Raw genomic sequence first — 20245 nt, forward strand, 5'->3', positions numbered from 1 at the left:
GAAACACCGTCGGTTGGCGCCGGGCAGCGCATAACCGCAGGCGATCGCCCGTCCTCGACACTCGAGCATTCGGTCGCGACCTTCAGACCCGCACGAAACCTGCCTTGCCCGGACCTTAGCTTCCCGTCGAATTCTGCATCTCCAACCCCGCTGCCACGGCATCCTCCACCCGCTCCAGCCAGACGAATTCCAGCTTCTCCTTCGCTTCCCTCGGGATCTCGTCGTAGTCGCGGCGGTTTCGAGCTGGCAGCATCACCCGTGTGATGCCCGCGGCGGCGGCCGCGACGACCTTTTCCTTGATGCCGCCGACGGGAAGCACGAGGCCGCGCAGGCTGATCTCGCCTGTCATCGCCGTGTCGGATCGCACCGTGCGGCCGGTCAGCAGCGAGGCGAGCGCCATGAACATGGCGACGCCTGCGCTCGGTCCGTCCTTCGGCGTCGCGCCCGCCGGCACGTGGACGTGGATGTCGGTCCGGTCGAGGCGCTCCTGCGAAAGGCCGAACGTGGCGGCCTGCGTCTTCACGAGGCTGAGGGCTGCCTGCGCGCTCTCGCGCATCACCTCGCCGAGCTGGCCGGTCAGCACCAGCCGTCCGTTGCCCGGCGTGCCGGCCGCCTCGATGAAGAGGATGTCGCCGCCGACCGGCGTCCAGGCGAGGCCCGTCGCCACACCCGGCACGCTCGTGCGCATCGCCACCTCGTTCTCGAAGCGGGGCTGCCCCAGCGCTTCGGCGAGACCTTCTTCGGTAATGTGCACGGTGTCGGTCTTGCCTTCCGCCACGGTGACGGCCGCATGGCGCATCACGCGGCCGATCTCGCGTTCGAGATTGCGCACGCCGGCCTCGCGCGTGTAGCGCGCGATGATCGCCTGCAGCGCCCCTTCGTCCACCGTCACCTGATCGTCGCGAAGCCCGTTCGCGGCGCTCTGGCGCGCGACCAGATAGCGCTTGGCGATCTCCAGCTTCTCGCCCGCCGTGTAGCCGGCGAGCGAGATGATCTCCATGCGGTCGCGGAGCGGCCCGGGGATCGTGTCGAGCATGTTCGCCGTCGCGATGAAGACGATGCGCGACAGGTCGAACGGCACGCCGAGATAGTTGTCGCGGAAGGTCTCGTTCTGCGCCGGGTCGAGCACTTCGAGCATCGCGGCGGACGGGTCGCCGTGCGCGCTCGCGCCCATCTTGTCGATCTCGTCCAGCATCATCACGCAGTCGCGCGTGCCGGCCTTGCGGATCGCCTGGATGATGTTGCCGGGCATCGCACCGACATAGGTGCGTCGGTGGCCGCGGATCTCGGATTCATCGTGCGTGCCGCCGAGGGAGATGCGTGCGAACTGCCGGCCCATGGCACGCGCGATCGACTGGCCGAGCGAGGTCTTGCCGACGCCCGGCGGGCCGACGAAGCACAGGATCGGCGCGCGGCCCTCCGGCGCCAGCTTGCGCACGGCGAGGTATTCGACGATGCGCGTCTTGATGCGCTCCAGCCCGAAATGATCGGCGTCGAGCACGCGGCGCGCCTCTGCGATGTCGATCGCCGGCGGGCTGGGTGCGGCCCATGGCAGCTCGATCAGCCAGTCGAGATAGCTGCGGATCATGCCGTATTCGGTGGAGGCGTCCGGCGTGCGGGCGAGCCGGCGCAGTTCCTTGCGTGCCTGCACGTCGACCTCTTCCGGCATCGCGGCGGTGTCGATCGCCGCTTCGAGGTCGGCGATCTCCTGGCCGGTCCCTTCCTCCTCGCCGAGCTCGCGCTGGATCGCGGCCATCTGCTCGCGAAGCACCGCCTTGCGCTGGCGCTCGCCGAAGGCCTCCTGCGTCTGCCGGCCGATCTCGGCGGAGAGCCTGAGCACCTGCAGCCGGCGGGCGAGCAGGTCGCCGACCCTGTCGAGCCGGTCCTTGAGGTCGAGCGTCTCAAGGATCGTCTGCTTTTCGGCCGGCTGCGCGTCGAGATAGGCCGCCGTCATGTCGGCAAGCGTCGCCGGTTCGGTGATGGAGCGCACGGTCTGGCGCAGTTCGTCCGGCGCGTTGGCAAGCAGGTCCAGCGCCTCCAGCGCCTGCTGCTTGACGTTCATGAAGCGCGCCTCGACCTCCGGCGCCGAACCGTCCGGCTCCGTCAGCGTCTCGCCTTCGGCCGTCAGATAGCCGCCGGTGCGCGAAACGGATGCGAGCCGACAACGACGCACGCCCTGGCAGATCAGATGGTGCTCGCCGTTCTGCCCGGTGACGTAGCGCAGAATGTTGGCGAGCGTGCCGACGGGATGGAGGTCGTCGGCGTCGGGTTCGGCCGTCTCGGGATTCTTCTGCAGGACGACGAGGATCGGGCGCTGCTCGCGCACGGCCTGCTGGACCGCGGCGATGGAGCCCGGCCGGCCGATCGTCAGCGGCGCCACGATCTCGGGAAAGAGCACGACGCTGCGCATCGGCAGCACGATGAAGGGGCCGTTGTCGACCTGCGGCACGGCGCTTTCGCCTGCGGACCGCATCTCGACCGAGGAAACGGCTTCTGTCGGGTTTTCGTCGTTCATCGCGTCATCCGGAAGGCTTCACGGCGTCTTGCGCAGCGCCACGTAGAGGCAACCGGCCTGCATTTCGAGGCTCACCTGATCGTAGCGTCCCGGTGGCAGCGGCACGCGGCGGTGGAAGCGTCCCTGCGGAAGTTCCATGCGGTGGATGTCGGCCGTGCGAAGGGCGGCCGGCGGCACGCGCGCGCCCGTCAGCACCACGTCCGCACCGTCGAGCGTCACCTTCACGTCCTCGCGCGCGACGCCCGGCAGCGCGGCGACGATCAGCACGTCGCCGCCGGTATCGAGGATGTCGACCGGCGGCTCCCAGGCCGCCTGCTGCGCCGGGCCGTCCCCCGGCTGGTAGAGCTGGCGCTGGGCGCGGTCGGCTCGTGCCAGCATGCCGAGCGCCTCGGCCCACATCCGATCCTGTAGCGTGCGCATGGCGTGCCGTGTCCCTTTCCATCAGGACGCCGGCCGGGTCGTCGAGACGAAGACCCGGCGTTCCGTTCGTTACCCGCTAGACGATCCTACCCGCGTTCCGGTTCCAGCAGGCCGGCACGCGCAGGCGCAATGCGGGATCACGGATAGAGCCGCTGCTTCGTCCATTCCTCGTTTTCGTCGCCGCGCGAAAAGACGATCCGGTCGTGCAGCCGATAGGCGCCGTCCTGCCAGAACTCGATCTGCACCGGCACGATGCGAAAGCCCGACCAGTGCGGCGGGCGCGGCACCTCGCCTTCCGGATACTGCTTTTCGAGCTCGGCGACGGCGTCTTCCAGCACGGAGCGCTTTTCGAGCGGACGCGACTGGGCCGACGCCCACGCGCCGATGCGGCTGCCGCGGGCCCGCGAGGCGAAATAGGCGTCCGCCTCGGCCTTCGTCACTTCCTCGACGCGTCCGCGCAGGCGCACCTGCCGGCGTCGCGATTTCCAGTGGAAGCACATCGCCGCCTTGCCGGTGGAAAGAAGCTGCAGCCCCTTGGCACTCTCGAAATTGGTATAAAAGACGAAGCCGCGCTGGTCGTAGGCCTTCAGGAGAACCATGCGCACGTCCGGCAGCCCGTCGGCGTCGACGGTCGAGAGCGCGACGGCCGAAGGGTCGTTGGGCTCGCTCTCCTCGGCGTCCTTCAGCCAGCGCTCGAAGAGGGCCACCGGCTCGTCGGCCTGGGTGAAGTCATCGCCTGTTAAGGATGGTTCGGGCATGGTGTCTCGCTTGAAGGGTTTCGCGTTCATCCGTTCGGAAGGTTTACTTCGTGCACGATGCGGCAAAGTCGAGGCTTGTGTGCAAGCCGGCTGGCTTTCGCGCGGCAGCCGGCGTTCTCGCCCTCCTCGCGCTTTCGGCCTGCGCACGTCAGCCGCACCTTTTCGCCGGCGGCACGCAGCCCGACCGTTCGCTCGTGACCGGCTCGATCGCCCCGCCATCCACTGAGAAGGACCGGACGACCGATAGCGATGCGCAAGGCGATGGCGAAGCCGCCGGCGCCGCCGTCGCGGCCGTAAAAGAGGGCGACGCGTCGACACCGCTTGCCTGGACGGACGGCGCGAGCGGGACGACCGGTATCGTCTCGCAGATCCGCACGACACGCAACGGCGACGAAGTCTGCCGCGCCTTCACGACCACGCGCCACAGCTATCGCGGCATCGCGCTCTACGAGGGACGAACCTGTTCGCGCGACGGCGAAACCTGGAACCTCGTCGTCTTCGCCCCGAAGGATCCGGACGTCCAGCCCCTTCCCGCGCCGCCCGGCTGACGGGCTTCTTCCATTTCGCGAACCTTGGAGGCTAAACCCTTCCTTAGGCCGGCCGCCTTACGCTCGCCGCGTTCGGGAACGGCGAAGCCGACATCGCCGGGCGGAGTGAGCGGCGCGAGAGGATGTGTCATGCGTGATCCCTATGCGGTCCTCGGCCTGCCCGGATCCGCCGACCGGTATGCCATCAAGGCGGCCTACCGCGCGCTCGCCAAGCGCTGGCACCCGGACCGGCACGCCGGCGCCGAACGGGCGCATCGCCGCTTTCAGGAAATCGGCGAGGCCTACCAAGCTCTTCTAAAATACCGGAGCGACGACGAGCGCATGCCCGGCGCACGCGAAGCCGCGACGCGCGCAGGCGTACCGGCCGGACGCGACACCGGCCAAACGGACGAACCCGACAGCGCCGAAAGAATGATGGAACGCATTTTCGGCGTCGGCCCCGATACGCGCACGAAGCTCGCCGAAACGCCGGAGCTCGCGCCGGAGATCGTTCCCGAGCTGCCCGACCACGACGACCGGCAGACCGCGCAACGCCCCGATCGACAGGGCAGCGTCACCGTTTCGCGTGCGCTGGCGACGCTCTTTCGAAGGCGCGAGCGGACGAGCGGTGCCGCCGGGCACGCCCCCGCCGCCGAGACCGGACGCGGCTTCGATCTCGCCGTACCCGTCACGCTGGCGCTGACCGGCGGGCCGGTGACGGCGCGGCTGCCGAACGGAGCGACACGACGCCTCGATCTGCCGGGAGACCTCCGCGAGGGCCAGCGCATTCCCGTCTCGACCGCCGGTTCGGCCGGTCCGTACGACGCCGTCGTCCGCCTGTGCGCCCATGACGGTTTCTGGTCGAGCGGCACGACACTGCACACCGTGCTCGCGATCGATCTCGCCACGGCGCTGCTCGGGGCGACGCACAGGATCGACCTGCCGGACGGCGCGCTTGCGATCGTCGTTCCCGCATGGTCGGGCTCCGACCGCACGCTTCGCCTTTCCGGCCGCGGGCTACGTGACGCGCAAGGCGCGCGCGGCGACCTCGTCGTCCATCTGCGCGTCGTCGTCGATGCCCGGCGCGATGCCGCAATCGCCGATTTCGTGCGCGTTCAGCGTGGCCGGGATGCGTAGCTGTTGCCTTCCGGCGACGCCTGTGCACGCGGTGTCCCGGCGGCGCGTGCCAGCTTGAACGCTCGAAGCGGCTGTGCCATAGCCAGATTTGTCATTTAAGCTCAAGGAGAAGGACATGGTCCAGGCGACGGGTCTGATGAACGGGAAGCGCGGCGTCGTCATGGGCGTCGCGAACAACCGTTCCATCGCGTGGGGCATCGCCAAGGCCTGCGCCGATGCCGGGGCCGAAGTCGCGCTGACCTACCAGAACGACGCGGTGAAGAAGCGTGTCGAGCCGCTCGCGGCAGAGCTCGGCGGCATCGCCGCCGGCCAGTGCGACGTGAACGACCCGGCTTCCATCGATCAGGCCTTCGAGAACCTCCGCGAGGAATGGGGCTCGATCGACTTTCTCGTGCACGCCATCGCCTTTTCCGACCGCGACGAGCTGACGGGGCGCTACATCGACACCTCGCGCGACAACTTCCAGCGCACGATGGACATTTCCGTCTATTCGCTCACCTCGGTGATGCAGCGCGCCGAAAGCCTGATGAACGACGGCGGATCGGTGCTGACGCTCACCTATTACGGCGCCGAAAAGGTGATGCCGCACTACAACGTCATGGGTGTCGCGAAGGCGGCGCTCGAGGCGAGCGTGCGCTACCTCGCCGTCGATCTCGGCGTGAAGAAGATCCGCGTGAACGCGCTCTCGGCGGGGCCGATCCGCACGCTCGCAGCGTCGGCGATCGGCGATTTCCGCTACATCCTGAAGTGGAACGAGTACAACGCGCCGCTGAAGAAGGCGACAACCATCGAGGAGGTCGGCGATTCCGCGCTCTACCTGCTTTCCGATCTCTCGCGCGGCGTCACCGGCGAGGTCCATCACGTCGACGCCGGCTACCACACGGTCGGCATGAAGGCGGTCGACGCCCCCGACATTTCCGTCGTCAAGGACTGACGCCGCTCAATCCCGCCGTTTGCGAAGACGGTCGCGACCAAGGACACGCCGCGTGCTCATCTACTTCATTCGCCACGGCCAGACGGACTGGAACGTCTCGGAGCAGCTTCAGGGCAGCCACGACATTCCGCTGAACGACACGGGTCGCGCCCAGGCGCACGGCAACGGCAAGCACCTCGCGGAAATCCTCGGCGATCGGGCGGCGACGTTCGACTACGTCGCGAGCCCGATGGACCGCACGCGCGAGACGATGCGCATCATCCGCGGCGAACTCGGCCTGCCGCCGGAAGATTTCCGCACCGAGGAACGGATCGTCGAACTTTCCTTCGGCGAATGGGAAGGACGCACGCTCGAAACCGTCGCCGAGACTGAACCCGGCCCGGTGGAAGCGCGCGAGGCCGACAAATGGGGCTTCGTGCCGCCCGGCGAAAGCGCGGAAAGCTATGCCATGCTCGCCGAACGCGTCGAGCCGTGGCTGCGCTCGGTCGAAAAGGATACCGTGTGCGTGTGCCATGGCGGCATCATGCGGGCGATCTTCTTCCTGGTCGGCGGTCTCCCCGGCGACGAAGCGGCCCACGCCGAAACCCCGCAGGATCGTATCCTGAAATACGACGGAACCACGCTCGACTGGCTCTGAGCCCGGTTCCACCGTTCTTCCGTTCGAATCCCCCTCGTTTAGCGCACAGACGATCGGCGGCAAGTTATCTCTCTCTGTTGACTAGGAAACAAAACGGAAGTAGTTTCCTACTCAACAAAGGAGAACCGTGCTGGCGGAAATTCCCGATCTTACGACCCATCTCGGCTACTGGTTGCGTCAGGTCTCCAATCACGTCTCGCATAGCTTTGCCCGCAAGCTGGAGGCAAAGGACGTGACGGTCGCGGAATGGGCGGTGATGCGCGTCCTTTACGACCACCCACCGACGCCGCCGAGCCGCCTGGCCGAACGGATGGGCCTGACGCGCGGTGCCGTCACCAAATTGGCGGACCGCCTGATCGGCAAGGGTCTGGTCGCCAGACGCGCAAGCGCCGACGACGGGCGCGCCCAGACCCTGGAACTGACGGCGAAGGGGAACGGGTTCGTTCCCGAACTCGCGGTGCTCGCCGACCGGAACGAGGCGGAGTGCTTCGCGCCCATGCCCGACGAGGACCGCAAGGCGCTGGAGCGCATCCTGAAGGAAACCGTCGCACGGCTCGGCATTGCCGCCGTATTGATGGAGTAGCCGACCCTTTTCATCCCGGAGAATGACGATGGACCAGAGCCAGAAGGACGCCGCCGAGAAGTGCCTGCGCGGAGCGGAGGACAATTCGATGACGTTCCCCGAGATCGTCGGAACGCTCATGCAGGAGGGCTTCGAGAGCTACGCGATCGATTTCCGTCGCGCGAGCGCCGTCTATTACCGCCCCGATGGCGACAGCGTCGCCGTGTCGACGCACCGGCCGGCCGTATCGGTAGCTGCCAATTTCGACACGACAATCATCCAGGGCGCCATCCGCGAAGCGCAGCAGCTCGTGCCGGGATACAGCTATGCGGGGTTCTGCAAGACGATCATGGAAGCCGGTTGCGCAGGCTACATCGTTTCGTTCAGCGGTCGCCGCGCCGTCTATTTCGGCAGGTCCGCCGAAACGCATGTCGAGCACCTCCCGCAGTAGGTCTGCACCCGTTCCGTCTCGTTCGGAAGCGCCCCGTTTGCGCGCGCCACGCTTTGGCGTAGATATCGGGGCGAACAAACGGGCCGGCGCAGTTTCGGCTCCGATCGATCGAGCGCAGGCGAACCCTCATGTCGCACAACACCTTCGGTCATCTTTTCCGCGTGACGACCTGGGGCGAGAGCCACGGGCCGGCGCTCGGCTGCGTCGTCGACGGCTGCCCGCCCGGCATCCGCTTCACGCCGGCCGAGATCCAGCACTTTCTCGACCGGCGCAAGCCCGGCCAGTCGCGCTTCGTCACGCAGCGCCGCGAGGCCGACGCGGTAAAGATTCTCTCCGGCGTGCTGCCGGACGAGGCCGGCGGCGAGTATCTGACAACCACCGGCACGCCCGTCTCGATGATGATCGAGAACACCGACCAGCGCTCCAAGGACTATTCCGAGATCGCCCGGCAATACCGGCCGGGCCATGCCGACTATACCTACGACGTGAAATACGGCCTGCGCGACTATCGCGGCGGCGGGCGTTCCTCGGCCCGCGAGACCGCAGCCCGTGTCGCAGCCGGCGGGCTTGCACGCAAGGTCGTCCCCGGCATGCGCGTGCGCGCAGCCCTCGTGCAGATCGGCGACAAGCCGATCGACCGGGCGAACTGGAACTGGGATTCGGCCGACCAGAACCCGTTCTTCGCGCCCGACCCGGCGATCGTGCCGGTCTGGGAAGACTATCTCGACGACATTCGCAAGCGCGGCTCGTCCGTCGGCGCCATCGTCGAGGTGGTGGCCGAAGGCGTGCCGGCCGGGCTCGGCGCCCCGATCTACGGCAAGCTCGACCAGGACATCGCGAGCGGCCTGATGTCGATCAATGCCGTGAAGGGTGTGGAGATCGGCGAGGGCTTCGCCGCCGCAGCGCTCACCGGCGAGGAAAACGCCGACGCGATGCACCCCGGCGAGAACGGCACGCCTTCCTTTTCCTCCAACCACGCCGGCGGCATCCTCGGCGGAATCTCGACGGGCATGCCGATCGTCGCCCGCTTCGCCGTCAAGCCGACATCTTCCATCCTTACCGAACGCCCGAGTGTCGATCGCGACGGCAACGCCGTCTCGGTCCGCACCAAGGGCCGGCACGACCCATGCGTCGGCATCCGCGCCGTGCCGATCGGCGAGGCGATGCTCGCCTGCATCCTCGCCGACCACTACCTGCGCGACCGCGGGCAGAACGGAGAGCGCGTCGTCGATCGTTAACCCTCGAGGAAGCATGCCATGATCACGCTTTACTGGGCTCCGAAGACGAGAGCCGTCCGCATGTTCTGGGCGTTGGAAGAGGTCGGCCAGCCCTACGAGCTGGCATTCATCGATTTCAGGGCCAAGGATCGCGAAGATCCAGCCGCCTTCAAGGCCGCGAGCCCGCTCGGCAAGCTGCCGGCGATCGTCGACGGCGACGTCCGAATGGCCGATTCGGCGGCGATCGCGCTCTATCTGGCGGACCGCTATGCGCCCGGCGATCTCGCTCCGCGCATCGACGACCCGGCACGCGGCGAGTTCCTGTTCTGGCTCTTCTACACGCCCTCGGCGATGGAGCCGGCGATGACGGAAAAGTTCGTGGACCTGCCGGCCAATCCCGCAGCCTACCCGTGGGGCAGCTTCGACCGGATGATGTCGGCGCTCGAAACCCGGCTCGCCGAACGCGAGTGGGTCGCGGCGGACCGCTTCACCATGGCCGACTTCATGATCTCCGGCACGCTGAGCTTCATGGAAACCATGAAGGTTCTCGCACCCTCGCCCGTGCTTCGTTTCTACATGCAACGCTGTCTCGAAAGACCGGCGGCCGTGCGTGGGAGGGAAAAGGAAGAGGCCGCGACGGCGGCGCTCAACGCCTAGATGTGAGGCTTTCCCGTCACTGCCGGCGCCCAAGCCGGGGGATAACCGGTTCGCGTCTGCGCGCTGCGATGGACCGGGCGAACGCTTAAATCTATGTTAACGCAATGACCACGCGCTTTTACGCCAATCCCGTCTGCCTCGAGCACCATACGCCCGACGGACACCCCGAACGCGCCGACCGCCTGCGCGCCATCGATGTCGCGCTCGAACACGAGAACTTCGCGCGGCTCGAGCGCGTCGAGGCGCCGGTCGCCGAGCGCGAAAGCGTGCTGTCATGCCACGACGAGGCGCATCTGGCGAAGCTCGTCCGCATGCTGCCGGAAGAAGGCACGGTCTCGCTCGATCCCGACACGGTGATGACGCCGAAGAGCCTCGACGCGGCGCTTGCGGGCGTCGGCGGCGCATGTCTGGCGATCGACGCCGTGATGGCCGGCGAGATCGACAACGGTTTCGTCGCAACGCGCCCGCCCGGCCACCATGCCGAGCACGACAAGGCCATGGGCTTCTGCCTCTTCAACCAGGCGGCAATCGCCGCGCGCCATGCCCAGCGCACACACGGGCTCGAACGCGTCGCCATCGTCGATTGGGACGTCCATCACGGCAACGGCACGCAGGACATCTTCTGGTCCGACACTTCCGTCCTCTACTGCTCGACGCACCAGTTCCCGCACTATCCCGGGACCGGCGCGCGCTCCGAGACCGGCGCGCACGGCACCATCGTCAACGCGCCGCTTTCGGCCCATGCGGGCAGCGAGCATTTCCACGAGGCCTTCACGAGCCGCGTCCTGCCGGCGGTCGAGGCGTTCCGGCCGGATCTCATCGTCGTTTCGGCCGGCTTCGACGCGCACCACCGCGATCCGCTCGGCCAACTCAACCTCCTCGACGGAGACTTCGACTGGGCGACGGGCAAACTCATGGATATCGCCGGACGGCTGTGCGACCACCGGCTGGTCAGCGTGCTCGAGGGCGGCTACGACCTCGCCGGGCTCGCCGAATCGGCAGCCGTGCACATCCTGCGCCTGATGAAGGGGTAATCATGTCCGATCCGACGCCGCAAACGCCGGAAAAGAACGCCGATATCGCCGAAATGACGTTCGAACACGCCGTCGAACAGCTCGAGCGCATCGTCGACCATCTGGAAAAGGGCGACGTCGCCCTCGACAAGTCGATCGAGATCTACGAGCGCGGCGAAGCGCTGAAGCGGCACTGCGAAACGCTGCTCAACGCCGCGGAAAACCGCATCGAAAAGATCCGCCTCGACCGCAGCGGCAAACCGCAGGGCACCGAGCCGCTGGACGAGGAGTAAGGTTTCCCCGCGGTCGTCGTACGGAAGTCTACCGCTTTTCCCTTCGTGCGAAAGAGCAAAGACGCCGATCCGGATCCCCCGGAAAAACGCCGTGGATCCGAGCCGAGGATCCGGCGTCGTTCGGATCGGCGAAAGTCGGGTGACGCCTCGGCCCGGACCCGGGTACGACGGCAGTCCACGGCGCAACCTCGCCGACCTTCCGACCCGCACAGCCGCGCCCCGTGCGGGTTTTCGCATTGCAGGACGTCCCGCGAGGCGTTAACCGCATGGGCGAGGACGCATCCCGACGGGGTTTCGACGACCATGAAGGCAATGCAGGGCTTGAAGAGCGAAATGTTGCGCGGCTGCTGGTACGTGGCAGCCACCTCGCGCTCGCTCAAGCGCGGAAAGACGAAGGCGAAGACGCTGCTCGGCGAGCCGGTCGTGCTCGCACGCGGCGAGGACGGCACGGCCTTCGCGCTGCGCGATCTCTGCCCGCATCGCGGCATCCCGCTTTCCTACGGCATGGTCGAAGGCTGCTCGCTGCGTTGCTGCTACCATGGCTGGCGCTTCGACGAGAACGGCACCTGCGTCGAGATCCCAAGCCTCGCCGAAGGCCAGAAGATCGACGTCGCGAAGATCAATTGCGGCGCCTATCCCTGCGTCGAGCGCTACGGGCTCGTCTGGGTCTATTTCGCCGCGAACGGCGAGGCGCCGGAAGACGGCCCGATGCCCGACGTCGAGATCTTCCCGCACATCGCGCCCGAAACGCCGCCGGCCGCCGCCATCATGCAGGAATTCGACTGCTCGGTGGATCACGCCGCCTTCGGCCTGATGGACCCGACGCACGCCGCCTATATTCACACCTCCTGGTGGTTCAAGAAGAACGGCCGGACGCTGCGCCCGAAGGAGAAGTCCTTCGAGCCGGCGCCCTTCGGCTGGCGCATGGTGCGCCACGCGCTGCCGCCGCAAAACCTCGTCTACAAGCTGCTCGGAGATGACGTCACGACCGAGATCGCCTACCGGCTTCCCGGCTACCGCATCGAGGACGTCGCCGGCTCGAAGCATTCCGTCGTCGCCGTGACGGCGCTGACGCCGATCGACGGCCAGCGCACGGAAGTCTACCAGTTCTTCTATTCGACGATGGGCCTCGTGAAATACGGCCGCCCGCTCGCCGAATATCTGATGAACGTCTTCCTCGGGCAGGATCGCGAGGCCGTCGTGCGCCAGCGCGAAGGTCTCGTCTGGGAGCCGCGCCTGATGATGATCAACGACGCCGACACGCAGGCGCGCTGGTGGGCGCGCATCAAGTCCGAATGGCAGGAAGCGCTCGCCGAAGGCCGCTCCTTCGCCAACCCGCTGAAACCGCAGACGCTGCGCTGGCGCTCGTAACCGGGCGACAAAAGCTCCACGCATGAGGAATGGAATGTCCGACGATCTGGCCGCACTGAAGGAAACGATCCTCGCCGATGTCGCTGCAGCGAGCGACGAGAGGGAAATCGAGGCCGTGCGCGTCGGCGCGATCGGCAAGAAGGGCTCGGTCTCGGAAAAGCTGAAGACGCTCGGCCGGATGACGCCGGAGGAGCGGCAGACGGCGGGCCCCGCGATCAACGGGCTCAAGCAGGAAGTCACCGACGCGATCGCCGCGCGGAAGAGCGAGCTGCGAGAAGCGGCGATCGCCGAGCGGCTTGCGGCCGAAAGCGTCGACGTCACGCTGCCCGTTCGCCCCTCGCCCGCCGAGCGCGGTCGCATCCATCCGATCAGCCAGGTGATCGACGAGCTGACCGCGATCTACGCCGACATGGGCTTCGCGATCGCCGAAGGCCCGGACATCGAGACGGACTACTACAATTTCACGGCGCTGAACTTTCCCGAGGGCCATCCCGCCCGCGAGATGCACGACACGTTCTTCCTGCCGGAAAACGACGCCGGCGAGCGCAAGGTCTTACGCACGCATACCTCGCCCGTGCAGATCCGCACGATGGAGAAGCAAAAGCCGCCGATCCGCATCGTCATCCCCGGCAAGACCTACCGGCAGGATTCCGACGCGACACACTCGCCGATGTTCCATCAGGTCGAAGGCCTCGTCGTCGACACCAAGGCGAACGTCGCCAACATGAAGTGGGTGCACGAGGAGTTCTGCAAGGCCTTCTTTGAGGTCGATCAGGTGACGATGCGCTTCCGCCCATCCTTCTTTCCCTTCACCGAGCCGAGCCTCGAGGTCGACATCCAGTGCGACCGTTCGGGCTCGGAAGTGAAGTTCGGCGAAGGCACGGACTGGATGGAGATCCTCGGCTGCGGCATGGTCCACCCGAACGTGCTTCGCGCCGGCGGCCTCGACCCGGACTTCTACCAGGGCTTCGCCTGGGGCATGGGCATTGACCGCCTCGCCATGCTGAAATACGGCATGCCGGACTTGCGCGCCTTTTTCGACGCCGACGTGCGCTGGATCGAACACTACGGCTTCCGCCCCCTCGACGTGCCGACGCTGTTTTCGGGGTTGAGCGGGTGATCGATGCCGACGGTCCTGCGCCGATACGGATACCGCTTCCATTTCTACGGTTCGGACATGAACGAACCGCCGCATATCCACGTCTCGGGTCATGGCGCGCAGGCCAAGATCTGGCTCGAACCGATCGTGCTTGCCGAAGAGAAGGGCTTCAAGGCTTCGGATTTGAAGCGTATTCTTTCGGTTGCGAGCGAAGAGAAACAGAGCTTTCTGGAGGCCTGGGATGACTTCTTCCGTTCCCTATCCGGAAAATGAAAAGCCGGTCCAGGCATGGTGCGATCCGAGCCACCTGCATGTGACCCTGACCGACGGCCGCGAGGTCGTGACGCCGCTGTGGTGGTATCCACGCCTCGCTTCGGCGACGCATGCCGAACGCAACACGGTCGAGCTCATGCTCGACGGGGTGCACTGGCCGATCGTCGATGAGGATCTTTCCGTGCGTGGCATGCTGCGCGGCTGGAAATACCCGAACGCCGTCGAACCCACGGTGGCTGCGGAATGAGCGCGCGTCACGAAGGCGGTTGCCGGTGCGGTGCCGTTCGTCTCGCGGCCGAGGGAGAAGCCCTCTGGCGCTCGTGGTGCCACTGCGTCGACTGCCGCAAGACGACCGGTGCGCCCGCTTCGGCCTTCGTCGGCTTCCGCGCCGAGGACATGCGCTTCGAGGGCGAGGCCGCTCGCACGTTCCGCGAAGGCCCGATCGAACGTTCCTTCTGCGGGGAATGCGGCTCGCCGCTTTCCTATCGCGACGATCGTCTGCCCGGTGAGATCTACGTCTATCTCGGCGTGATGGACGACCCCGAAGCCTTCCCCCCGACCCTCCACGCCTTCGAGAGCCAGCGGCTTTCCTTCCTGCACATCGCCGACGATTTGCCGCGCCACGACCGTTTCTCGATCGAGCGCTGACCCTTCCGCAAGGACGCATTGTTTCCCATGAAATTCACCCTTTCCTGGCTCAAGGACCACCTCGAAACCGACGCCTCGCTCGACACGATCGTCGAGACGCTCACCATGATCGGGCTCGAGGTCGAGGAGGTCGACGACAAGGCGGCCTTCCGGCCCTTCACCGTCGCGCGCGTCGTCTCGGCGCAAAAGCATCCGAACGCCGACAAGCTGCAGGTGCTCACCGTCGATACCGGCACGGGCGATCCGGTGCAGGTCGTCTGCGGTGCGCCGAACGCGCGCGAAGGCTTGATCGGCGCCTTTGCGGCACCCGGCACGCATATTCCGGGCATCGGCGTCGATCTGGAAGTCGGCACGATCCGGGGCGTCGAAAGCCGCGGCATGATGTGCTCGGAGCGCGAACTCCAGATCTCCGACGACCACGACGGCATCATCGACCTACCGGAAGACGCCCCCGTCGGCGCGTCCTTCGCCGACTATGCCGGCCTCGACGATCCCGTGATCGACATCGGCCTGACGCCGAACCGGCCGGATTGCACCGGCGTTTCCGGCATCGCGCGCGATCTCGCCGCCGCCGGCCTCGGCACGGTGAAGACGGCCGCTTCTACGCCTGTCGCGGGCGAAGGCGCCTGCCCGGTTTCCGTCGCTGTCGAGGCGCCCGAGCTCTGCCCCGGCTTCGCGCTCTGCAAGGTTTCCGGCGTCAAGAACGCCGAGAGCCCGCGCTGGATGCAGCAGCGCCTGCTTGCGATCGGTCTGCGCCCGATCAACGCGCTCGTCGACATCACGAACTACATCACCTTCGATCGCGGCCGCCCGCTCCACGTCTTCGACGCCGCCAAGGTCGTCGGCAATCTGACGGTGCGCCGCGCGGCCGACGGCGAAACGATCGAGGCGCTGGACGAGCGCACCTATACGCTGACGCCCGCCATGTGCGTCATCGCCGACGACAACGGCGTCGAGTCGCTCGCCGGCGTCATGGGTGGCGAGCGCACGGGCTGCGACGAGAACACCACCGAGGTGCTGATCGAGTCCGCCCTCTGGGAACCGACGAACATCGCCACCACGGGACGCACGCTCGGCATCATCACCGATGCGCGCTACCGTTTCGAGCGCGGCGTCGATCCGGCCTTCATGGAAGGCGGCCTCGATCTCGCGACCCGGCTCGTCACGGAGATCTGCGGCGGCACGCCGAGCGAGGCCACGATCGTCGACCATCGCGACGACGAGACGAAGACCGTTGATTTCCCCGTCGCCGAAGTCGAGCGGCTGACGGGCATCGCCGTCGCGCTGACGGAAGCGCTCGCGATCCTCTCCCGCCTCGGTTTCGAACCGCAGAAAGGCGACAGGGGCGAAGGCGAGAGCGTGCCCGTCACCGTGCCTTCATGGCGGCCGGATGTCGACGGCAAGGCCGATCTCGTCGAGGAGATCATGCGCATCCACGGCGTGAACCGCATCGCGCCGGTTCCGCTCGAACGCGACGGCGGCGTGCCGACGCGCATCCTCACCACGCTGCAGAACCGCACGCGCGATGCCCGCCGGGCGCTCGCCGCGCGCGGCATGCTCGAAGCCGTCACCTGGTCGTTCATTCCGGCCGCGCAGGCGGAAGCCTTCGGCGGTGGGCAGGCCGCGCTCAAGCTCGCCAACCCGATCGCCGCCGACATGTCGGACATGCGTCCCTCGCTGCTGCCCGGCCTCATTGCCGCCGCCAAGCGCAACGCCGATCGCGGCTTCGCCGATACGGCCCTCTTCGAAGTCTCGGGCATCTACCAAGGCGACACGCCCGAAACGCAGCGACGCGTCGCCGGCGGCATCCGTCGCGGCACGGCCGGTCTCGAAGGCGGGGGACGCCATTGGCAGGGTGCGGCTGCGCCCGTCGGTGTCTTCGACGTGAAGGCCGATGCGCTCGCCGTTCTCGCCGCCTGCGGCATGGATCCGACGAAGGTTCAGATCGAAAAAGGCGGGCCGGACTGGTACCACCCGGGCCGTTCCGGCACGATCAAGCTCGGCCCCAAAATCGTACTCGGCCATTTCGGCGAGTTCCACCCGACGACACTGGAAGCGCTCGACACAAAGGGTCCGATCGCCGGCTTCGAGATTGTTCTCGACGCCGTGCCGGAGCCGAAGCGCAAGCCGACGAAGACCAAGCCGCCGCTCGCCCTCTCGCCCTTCCAGACCGTCACGCGAGACTTCGCCTTCGTCGTCGATCAGACGATCGAAGCTGCGTCGATCCTTCGCGCGGCGGCGGGAGCCGACAAGAAGCTGATCACCAACGTCGAAGTCTTCGACGTCTTCGAAGGCGCATCGCTCGGCGAGGACAAGAAGTCGGTCGCCATCGAGGTCGCGATCCGGCCGAGCGAGCGCACGCTAACGGAAGAGGATTTGGAAACCCTTTCCGCGACGATCGTCGCCAACGTGGAAAAGACGACCGGCGGCACGCTTCGCGGATAGCGCCGCCGTCCCGGAGGGGTTGGCATGAGGAGGAAACCGCAGAGCGTCGCGAGCCTGACGGAGTTCGGCCGCACGCGCCTGTCGGCGAGCTTCTTCATGCGCGACTTCCTGTTTTCCGACATCGCCGCGATCCATGGCCAGACGAACGCGCCCGACGATCCGGACCTCGCGATCGCCGCCGGCACGCGGCTTTGCGAAGACCTGCTCGAACCGCTGCAGCAGGCGTTCGGGCGCATCGCCATCCGCTCGGCCTATCGCTCGAGCGAGGTGAACGCGCTCGGCAACGCCATGCAGGCGGAAGGCAAGAGCGCCTACAATTGCGCGAAGAACGAGGACAATTTCGCCGGCCACATCTGGGACCGGCGCGACGCCGACGGCTGCATGGGCGCCACGGCCTGCATCGTCGTGCCGTCCTTCTGGGACCGGTTCCAGGCGGAAGGCGACTGGCGCCGCCTTGCCTGGTGGATCCACGACCATCTGCCCTATTCCGCGCTCGAATTCTTCCCGCGGTGCTTCGCCTTCAACATCACTTGGCACGAGCGGCCGCGGCGTGAAATCTCGAGCTTCGTCACCCCGCGGGGCATCCTCACCCGTCCCGGCATGGAAAATCACGAAGGCAGCCACGAAGCCGAATGGCAGGACATCCTGCCTTGAGCGTCGGCGAGGGCGTATCGACGCGCCGCACAGACCTCGATCTCCACCTCGCCACCCGTTCTCGCGCGGAACAGGAAGCCGCTCTCGCAACGATCCTGCTTGGCGATCCGCTGACCCGAACGGCCCTTCAAGCCGCCCGCACGCTCGACCTGCCCGACTGGTTGATCGTCTCCGGTGCCATCTACAACACCGTCTGGAACGCACTCACGGGCAGGCCTTCCGGCCACGGCATCAAGGATATCGATCTTTTCTATTTCGACGCCGCCGATCGTTCCTACGAGGCCGAGGACGCGGCCATCCGCCGGGCCGCCGATCGCTTCGCCGCACTTCCCGTACCCGTCGAGATCCGCAACCAGGCGCGCGTGCATCTATGGTACCGCGACCATTTCGGCATCGATTGCCCGGCTTACGCGGCAAGCGCGGACTCGCTTTCCTTCTTTGCCGCGAAGACCCATGCGGTCGGCGTTCGCCTTCGTGCCGACGATACGCTCGCGATCGTCGCACCTTTCGGCCTCGACGCGATCTTCGGCCTGCGCCTCGTGCCGAACCCGGCACTCGCAAACGCCGAAACCTTCGCCGAGAAGGCACAACGCGCGAAGGCCTGCTGGCCGGAGATCGTCGTCGAACCGTGGCCCGGCGCGGGCTGAACCCGCCGGTTACGCGACGTCGTTCTCCGCAAGCCGCCCGATCAGCGGCGCGAGGCCCTTTTCGTAGCGCTGCCAGAGCTTGACCGAGGACGAATAGATCGGCTGTCGCACCTGCGCAGCACTCGCCGTGCGCACCGGATGCTTCGCGTCCTGGAAGGCGAGGCAGCGCTCGTCCCATTCGAGACCGGTCGCCGCAATCAACCGACGCGACTGCGCCTCCTGATCGGCGACCAGTTCCTCGTAGCGCACGTCGGTCACGAAGCCCGGAAGCACGGCCTGCCAGTGCGCCATCAGCTGCGCGTAGAGCACGTAGAATTCCGCCAACTCGTCGAGATTGTAGGCGTATTTGTGCCCGGTCGAGCGAAAATAGGTCTTGAAGATCGAAAGGCAGGTCGCCGGTGCCTCGCGCACGCAGTGCAAAAGCGTCGCGTTCGGAAGGATCGCGCGGATCAGCCCGACGAAGAGGAAATTGCCCGGCATCTTGTCGCTGACGCGAAGCGCCGGGCCGACATTGGCGCGAAGGCTCGCCACGTAGGCCTCGCCCGCCGCGCGGAAGGTTTCGGGCGCGATGCTGCCGAGGTTTTCCGGAAACATCGCGTTTTCCTGCGCGAAGAAGCGGCTCGCCGTCTGCTGCAAGGCCAGGATCTCGCCGCGCCCGGCAATCTGGGGATGGGCGGCCACGATCTGCTCGACGAGCGAGGTGCCCGAGCGCGGCATGCCCATGACGAAGACCGGTGTGGTGTCCGGATCGCCGTGCCCGTCGCCGAGCGAGGCGAAGAACTCCGCCGAGAAGACGCGGCGCACCTCCTTGAAGTCGCGCCGCGTCGCTGCCGGATCGTAGTCGATCGTCTCGCGACGCGCCGCGTTGCCGGCGAGCAGATAGTCGAAGGCCTCGTCGTATCGGCCGATGTCTTCCAGCGACTTGGCGAGCGCGAAGGCGAGCAGCATGCGCTCGGCACGCGTCGCGTCGGCACGCGCGTAGAGCCGCTCCATCGCCGCCATCTCGTCATCCATCTCATGCGGCTTGCGCACGAGCGCCAGCATCAGATGCGCATCGGCATGGCGTGGTTTCAGCACGGTCGTCCGGCGAAAGCTCTCACTCGCCTCGGCGATGCGCCCGGCCTCCATCTCCGTCATGGCGAGCTGATAGTGCACCTCCGCCGCGTTCGGCTCGCGTTCGAGCACGCGGCGATAGGCGTCGGCCGCCGCCTCCATGCGTCCCGCCGCCTTCAGCGTGTTGGCGAGTGTCCAGCGCGCGGCCGTGTAGCTCGCCTGCAACGCGAGCGCCCGTTCGCCACTTTCGATGGCTTCGTCGAAGCGTTCGAGCTTGGCTTGCGCGCTCGCCAGATTGTTCCAGGCGACCGCATAGTCGGGCTTGAGTTCGACGGCGCGCCGGAGCCGTTCGACCGCGCGTTCGAACTGGCCGATCTGGCTGAGCACGATGCCGGCATTGTTGTGGAATTCCGGATTGTCCGGCGCCAGTTCCAGCGAACGGGCGATGAGCGGCCCGCCTTCCTCGATGTTTCCCGCCTGATGGTGCAGGAGGCCGAGGAAATGGTTCGCGGCCGCATGGTCCCGGTCGCGCTCGAGCACCGAGCGGTAGAGCGTCACCGCCTCGTCGCGCCGTCCGGCCTGTTGCGCGCGCAGGGCACGCTGGATCACTTCTGCGTGCGGATCGACCGCGGGCGCCTGCTTGCCACCTCGCCCGGTCGTCGCACCGGACCGCTTGCGCTCGGCTTCCTGGCGGCGTCTGGTCGCTCGGTTCATGGCGCGTCTTCCCTTCTGCCGATCGAGCCGTCGGGCAAACCCTTCCGCAAGGCGAGCGGGTTCACGGCACGGATCGCGTTCTCGTCGCGGACCGGGTTAGCCCCGCTCGGCGAGGGATGCAATCGAAGGGTCTAGATGTGGAGCCTCAACAGGTTGTCCTGATCGAGACCGAGGCGGCTGATGGGCACGGTGTCGTTTATCCCGCCATGGGGACGGTGCC

General features: G+C 66.9%; 22 protein-coding genes. 18 read left to right on the plus strand and 4 right to left on the minus strand.

Annotated features, from left to right (window positions below; translation table 11 throughout):
* Window positions 1–115: 115 nt before the first annotated feature.
* The 3 genes from lon to pdxH form a co-directional block, all read right to left on the minus strand.
* On the minus strand, window positions 116–2515 hold the full coding sequence (gene lon / locus FJU11_RS09090; RefSeq protein WP_141166728.1) for an endopeptidase La: 2400 nt from the start codon (window positions 2513–2515) through the stop codon (window positions 116–118).
* Window positions 2516–2533: 18 nt separating this feature from the next.
* Window positions 2534–2935, minus strand: a complete 402-nt coding sequence (locus tag FJU11_RS09095) for an Hsp20/alpha crystallin family protein (RefSeq protein ID WP_235890949.1) — start codon at window positions 2933–2935, stop codon at window positions 2534–2536.
* 137 nt (window positions 2936–3072) lie between these two features.
* Window positions 3073–3693, minus strand: coding sequence for a pyridoxamine 5'-phosphate oxidase (gene pdxH / locus FJU11_RS09100; protein WP_141166729.1), 621 nt, complete (start codon window positions 3691–3693; stop codon window positions 3073–3075).
* A gap of 50 nt (window positions 3694–3743) precedes the next feature.
* Here pdxH and FJU11_RS09105 point away from each other — a divergent pair, with 50 nt between their 5' ends.
* The 18 genes from FJU11_RS09105 (at window position 3744) to FJU11_RS09190 (ending at window position 18258) form a co-directional block, all read left to right on the plus strand.
* Window positions 3744–4241, plus strand: coding sequence for an RT0821/Lpp0805 family surface protein (locus FJU11_RS09105; RefSeq protein WP_141166730.1), 498 nt, complete (start codon window positions 3744–3746; stop codon window positions 4239–4241).
* Window positions 4242–4370: 129 nt separating this feature from the next.
* Window positions 4371–5357: a DnaJ domain-containing protein gene (locus FJU11_RS09110; RefSeq protein WP_141166731.1), complete on the plus strand. Its 987-nt coding sequence runs from the start codon at window positions 4371–4373 to the stop codon at window positions 5355–5357.
* 115 nt (window positions 5358–5472) lie between these two features.
* On the plus strand, window positions 5473–6291 hold the full coding sequence (gene fabI / locus FJU11_RS09115; RefSeq protein WP_141166732.1) for an enoyl-ACP reductase FabI: 819 nt from the start codon (window positions 5473–5475) through the stop codon (window positions 6289–6291).
* A gap of 52 nt (window positions 6292–6343) precedes the next feature.
* Window positions 6344–6928 carry a histidine phosphatase family protein gene (locus tag FJU11_RS09120; RefSeq protein WP_141166733.1) on the plus strand — a complete coding sequence of 195 codons (585 nt, stop codon included), beginning with the start codon at window positions 6344–6346 and terminating at the stop codon, window positions 6926–6928.
* A 130-nt stretch (window positions 6929–7058) separates the two neighbouring features.
* Complete coding sequence (locus FJU11_RS09125; RefSeq protein ID WP_210242864.1) at window positions 7059–7511, plus strand: MarR family winged helix-turn-helix transcriptional regulator; 453 nt, start codon at window positions 7059–7061, stop codon at window positions 7509–7511.
* A gap of 28 nt (window positions 7512–7539) precedes the next feature.
* A complete protein-coding gene (locus FJU11_RS09130; protein ID WP_141166735.1) occupies window positions 7540–7941 on the plus strand; it encodes a DUF1398 domain-containing protein in 402 nt (133 codons plus the stop codon).
* A gap of 128 nt (window positions 7942–8069) precedes the next feature.
* Window positions 8070–9179: a chorismate synthase gene (gene aroC, locus FJU11_RS09135; protein ID WP_141166736.1), complete on the plus strand. Its 1110-nt coding sequence runs from the start codon at window positions 8070–8072 to the stop codon at window positions 9177–9179.
* Window positions 9180–9197: 18 nt separating this feature from the next.
* Complete coding sequence (locus FJU11_RS09140; protein WP_141166737.1) at window positions 9198–9815, plus strand: glutathione S-transferase family protein; 618 nt, start codon at window positions 9198–9200, stop codon at window positions 9813–9815.
* A 104-nt stretch (window positions 9816–9919) separates the two neighbouring features.
* Complete coding sequence (locus tag FJU11_RS09145; RefSeq protein WP_141166738.1) at window positions 9920–10849, plus strand: histone deacetylase family protein; 930 nt, start codon at window positions 9920–9922, stop codon at window positions 10847–10849.
* A gap of 2 nt (window positions 10850–10851) precedes the next feature.
* Entirely contained in the window at window positions 10852–11121 is a 270-nt protein-coding gene (locus tag FJU11_RS09150) for an exodeoxyribonuclease VII small subunit (RefSeq protein ID WP_141166739.1), read from the plus strand.
* 312 nt (window positions 11122–11433) lie between these two features.
* Window positions 11434–12492, plus strand: a complete 1059-nt coding sequence (locus tag FJU11_RS09155) for an aromatic ring-hydroxylating oxygenase subunit alpha (RefSeq protein ID WP_141166755.1) — start codon at window positions 11434–11436, stop codon at window positions 12490–12492.
* Between the two features lie 34 nt (window positions 12493–12526).
* A complete protein-coding gene (gene pheS / locus FJU11_RS09160) occupies window positions 12527–13612 on the plus strand; it encodes a phenylalanine--tRNA ligase subunit alpha (RefSeq protein ID WP_141166740.1) in 1086 nt (361 codons plus the stop codon).
* A gap of 3 nt (window positions 13613–13615) precedes the next feature.
* Window positions 13616–13864 (plus strand): DUF4160 domain-containing protein, encoded by a 249-nt coding sequence (locus tag FJU11_RS09165; protein WP_141166741.1) that lies wholly within the window; start codon window positions 13616–13618, stop codon window positions 13862–13864.
* Window positions 13833–14111, plus strand: coding sequence for a DUF2442 domain-containing protein (locus FJU11_RS09170; protein ID WP_141166742.1), 279 nt, complete (start codon window positions 13833–13835; stop codon window positions 14109–14111). The genes FJU11_RS09165 and FJU11_RS09170 overlap by 32 nt, the downstream gene beginning before the upstream one ends.
* On the plus strand, window positions 14108–14512 hold the full coding sequence (locus FJU11_RS09175) for a GFA family protein (protein ID WP_141166743.1): 405 nt from the start codon (window positions 14108–14110) through the stop codon (window positions 14510–14512). The genes FJU11_RS09170 and FJU11_RS09175 overlap by 4 nt, the downstream gene beginning before the upstream one ends.
* A gap of 27 nt (window positions 14513–14539) precedes the next feature.
* Window positions 14540–16957, plus strand: coding sequence for a phenylalanine--tRNA ligase subunit beta (gene pheT / locus FJU11_RS09180; protein ID WP_141166744.1), 2418 nt, complete (start codon window positions 14540–14542; stop codon window positions 16955–16957).
* 24 nt (window positions 16958–16981) lie between these two features.
* Window positions 16982–17611: a hypothetical protein gene (locus tag FJU11_RS09185; RefSeq protein WP_141166745.1), complete on the plus strand. Its 630-nt coding sequence runs from the start codon at window positions 16982–16984 to the stop codon at window positions 17609–17611.
* Window positions 17590–18258 carry a nucleotidyltransferase family protein gene (locus FJU11_RS09190; protein WP_141166746.1) on the plus strand — a complete coding sequence of 223 codons (669 nt, stop codon included), beginning with the start codon at window positions 17590–17592 and terminating at the stop codon, window positions 18256–18258. Before FJU11_RS09185 ends, FJU11_RS09190 begins: the two co-directional genes overlap by 22 nt.
* Before the next feature lie 9 nt (window positions 18259–18267).
* On the opposite strand, the gene FJU11_RS09195 is transcribed toward FJU11_RS09190, so the two are convergent.
* On the minus strand, window positions 18268–20025 hold the full coding sequence (locus FJU11_RS09195) for a tetratricopeptide repeat-containing sulfotransferase family protein (protein WP_141166747.1): 1758 nt from the start codon (window positions 20023–20025) through the stop codon (window positions 18268–18270).
* Window positions 20026–20245 lie beyond the last annotated feature (220 nt).

It is taken from the genome of Pararhizobium mangrovi, assembly GCF_006516965.1.
Classification (GTDB): Bacteria; Pseudomonadota; Alphaproteobacteria; order Rhizobiales; family Rhizobiaceae; genus Pararhizobium_B; species Pararhizobium_B mangrovi.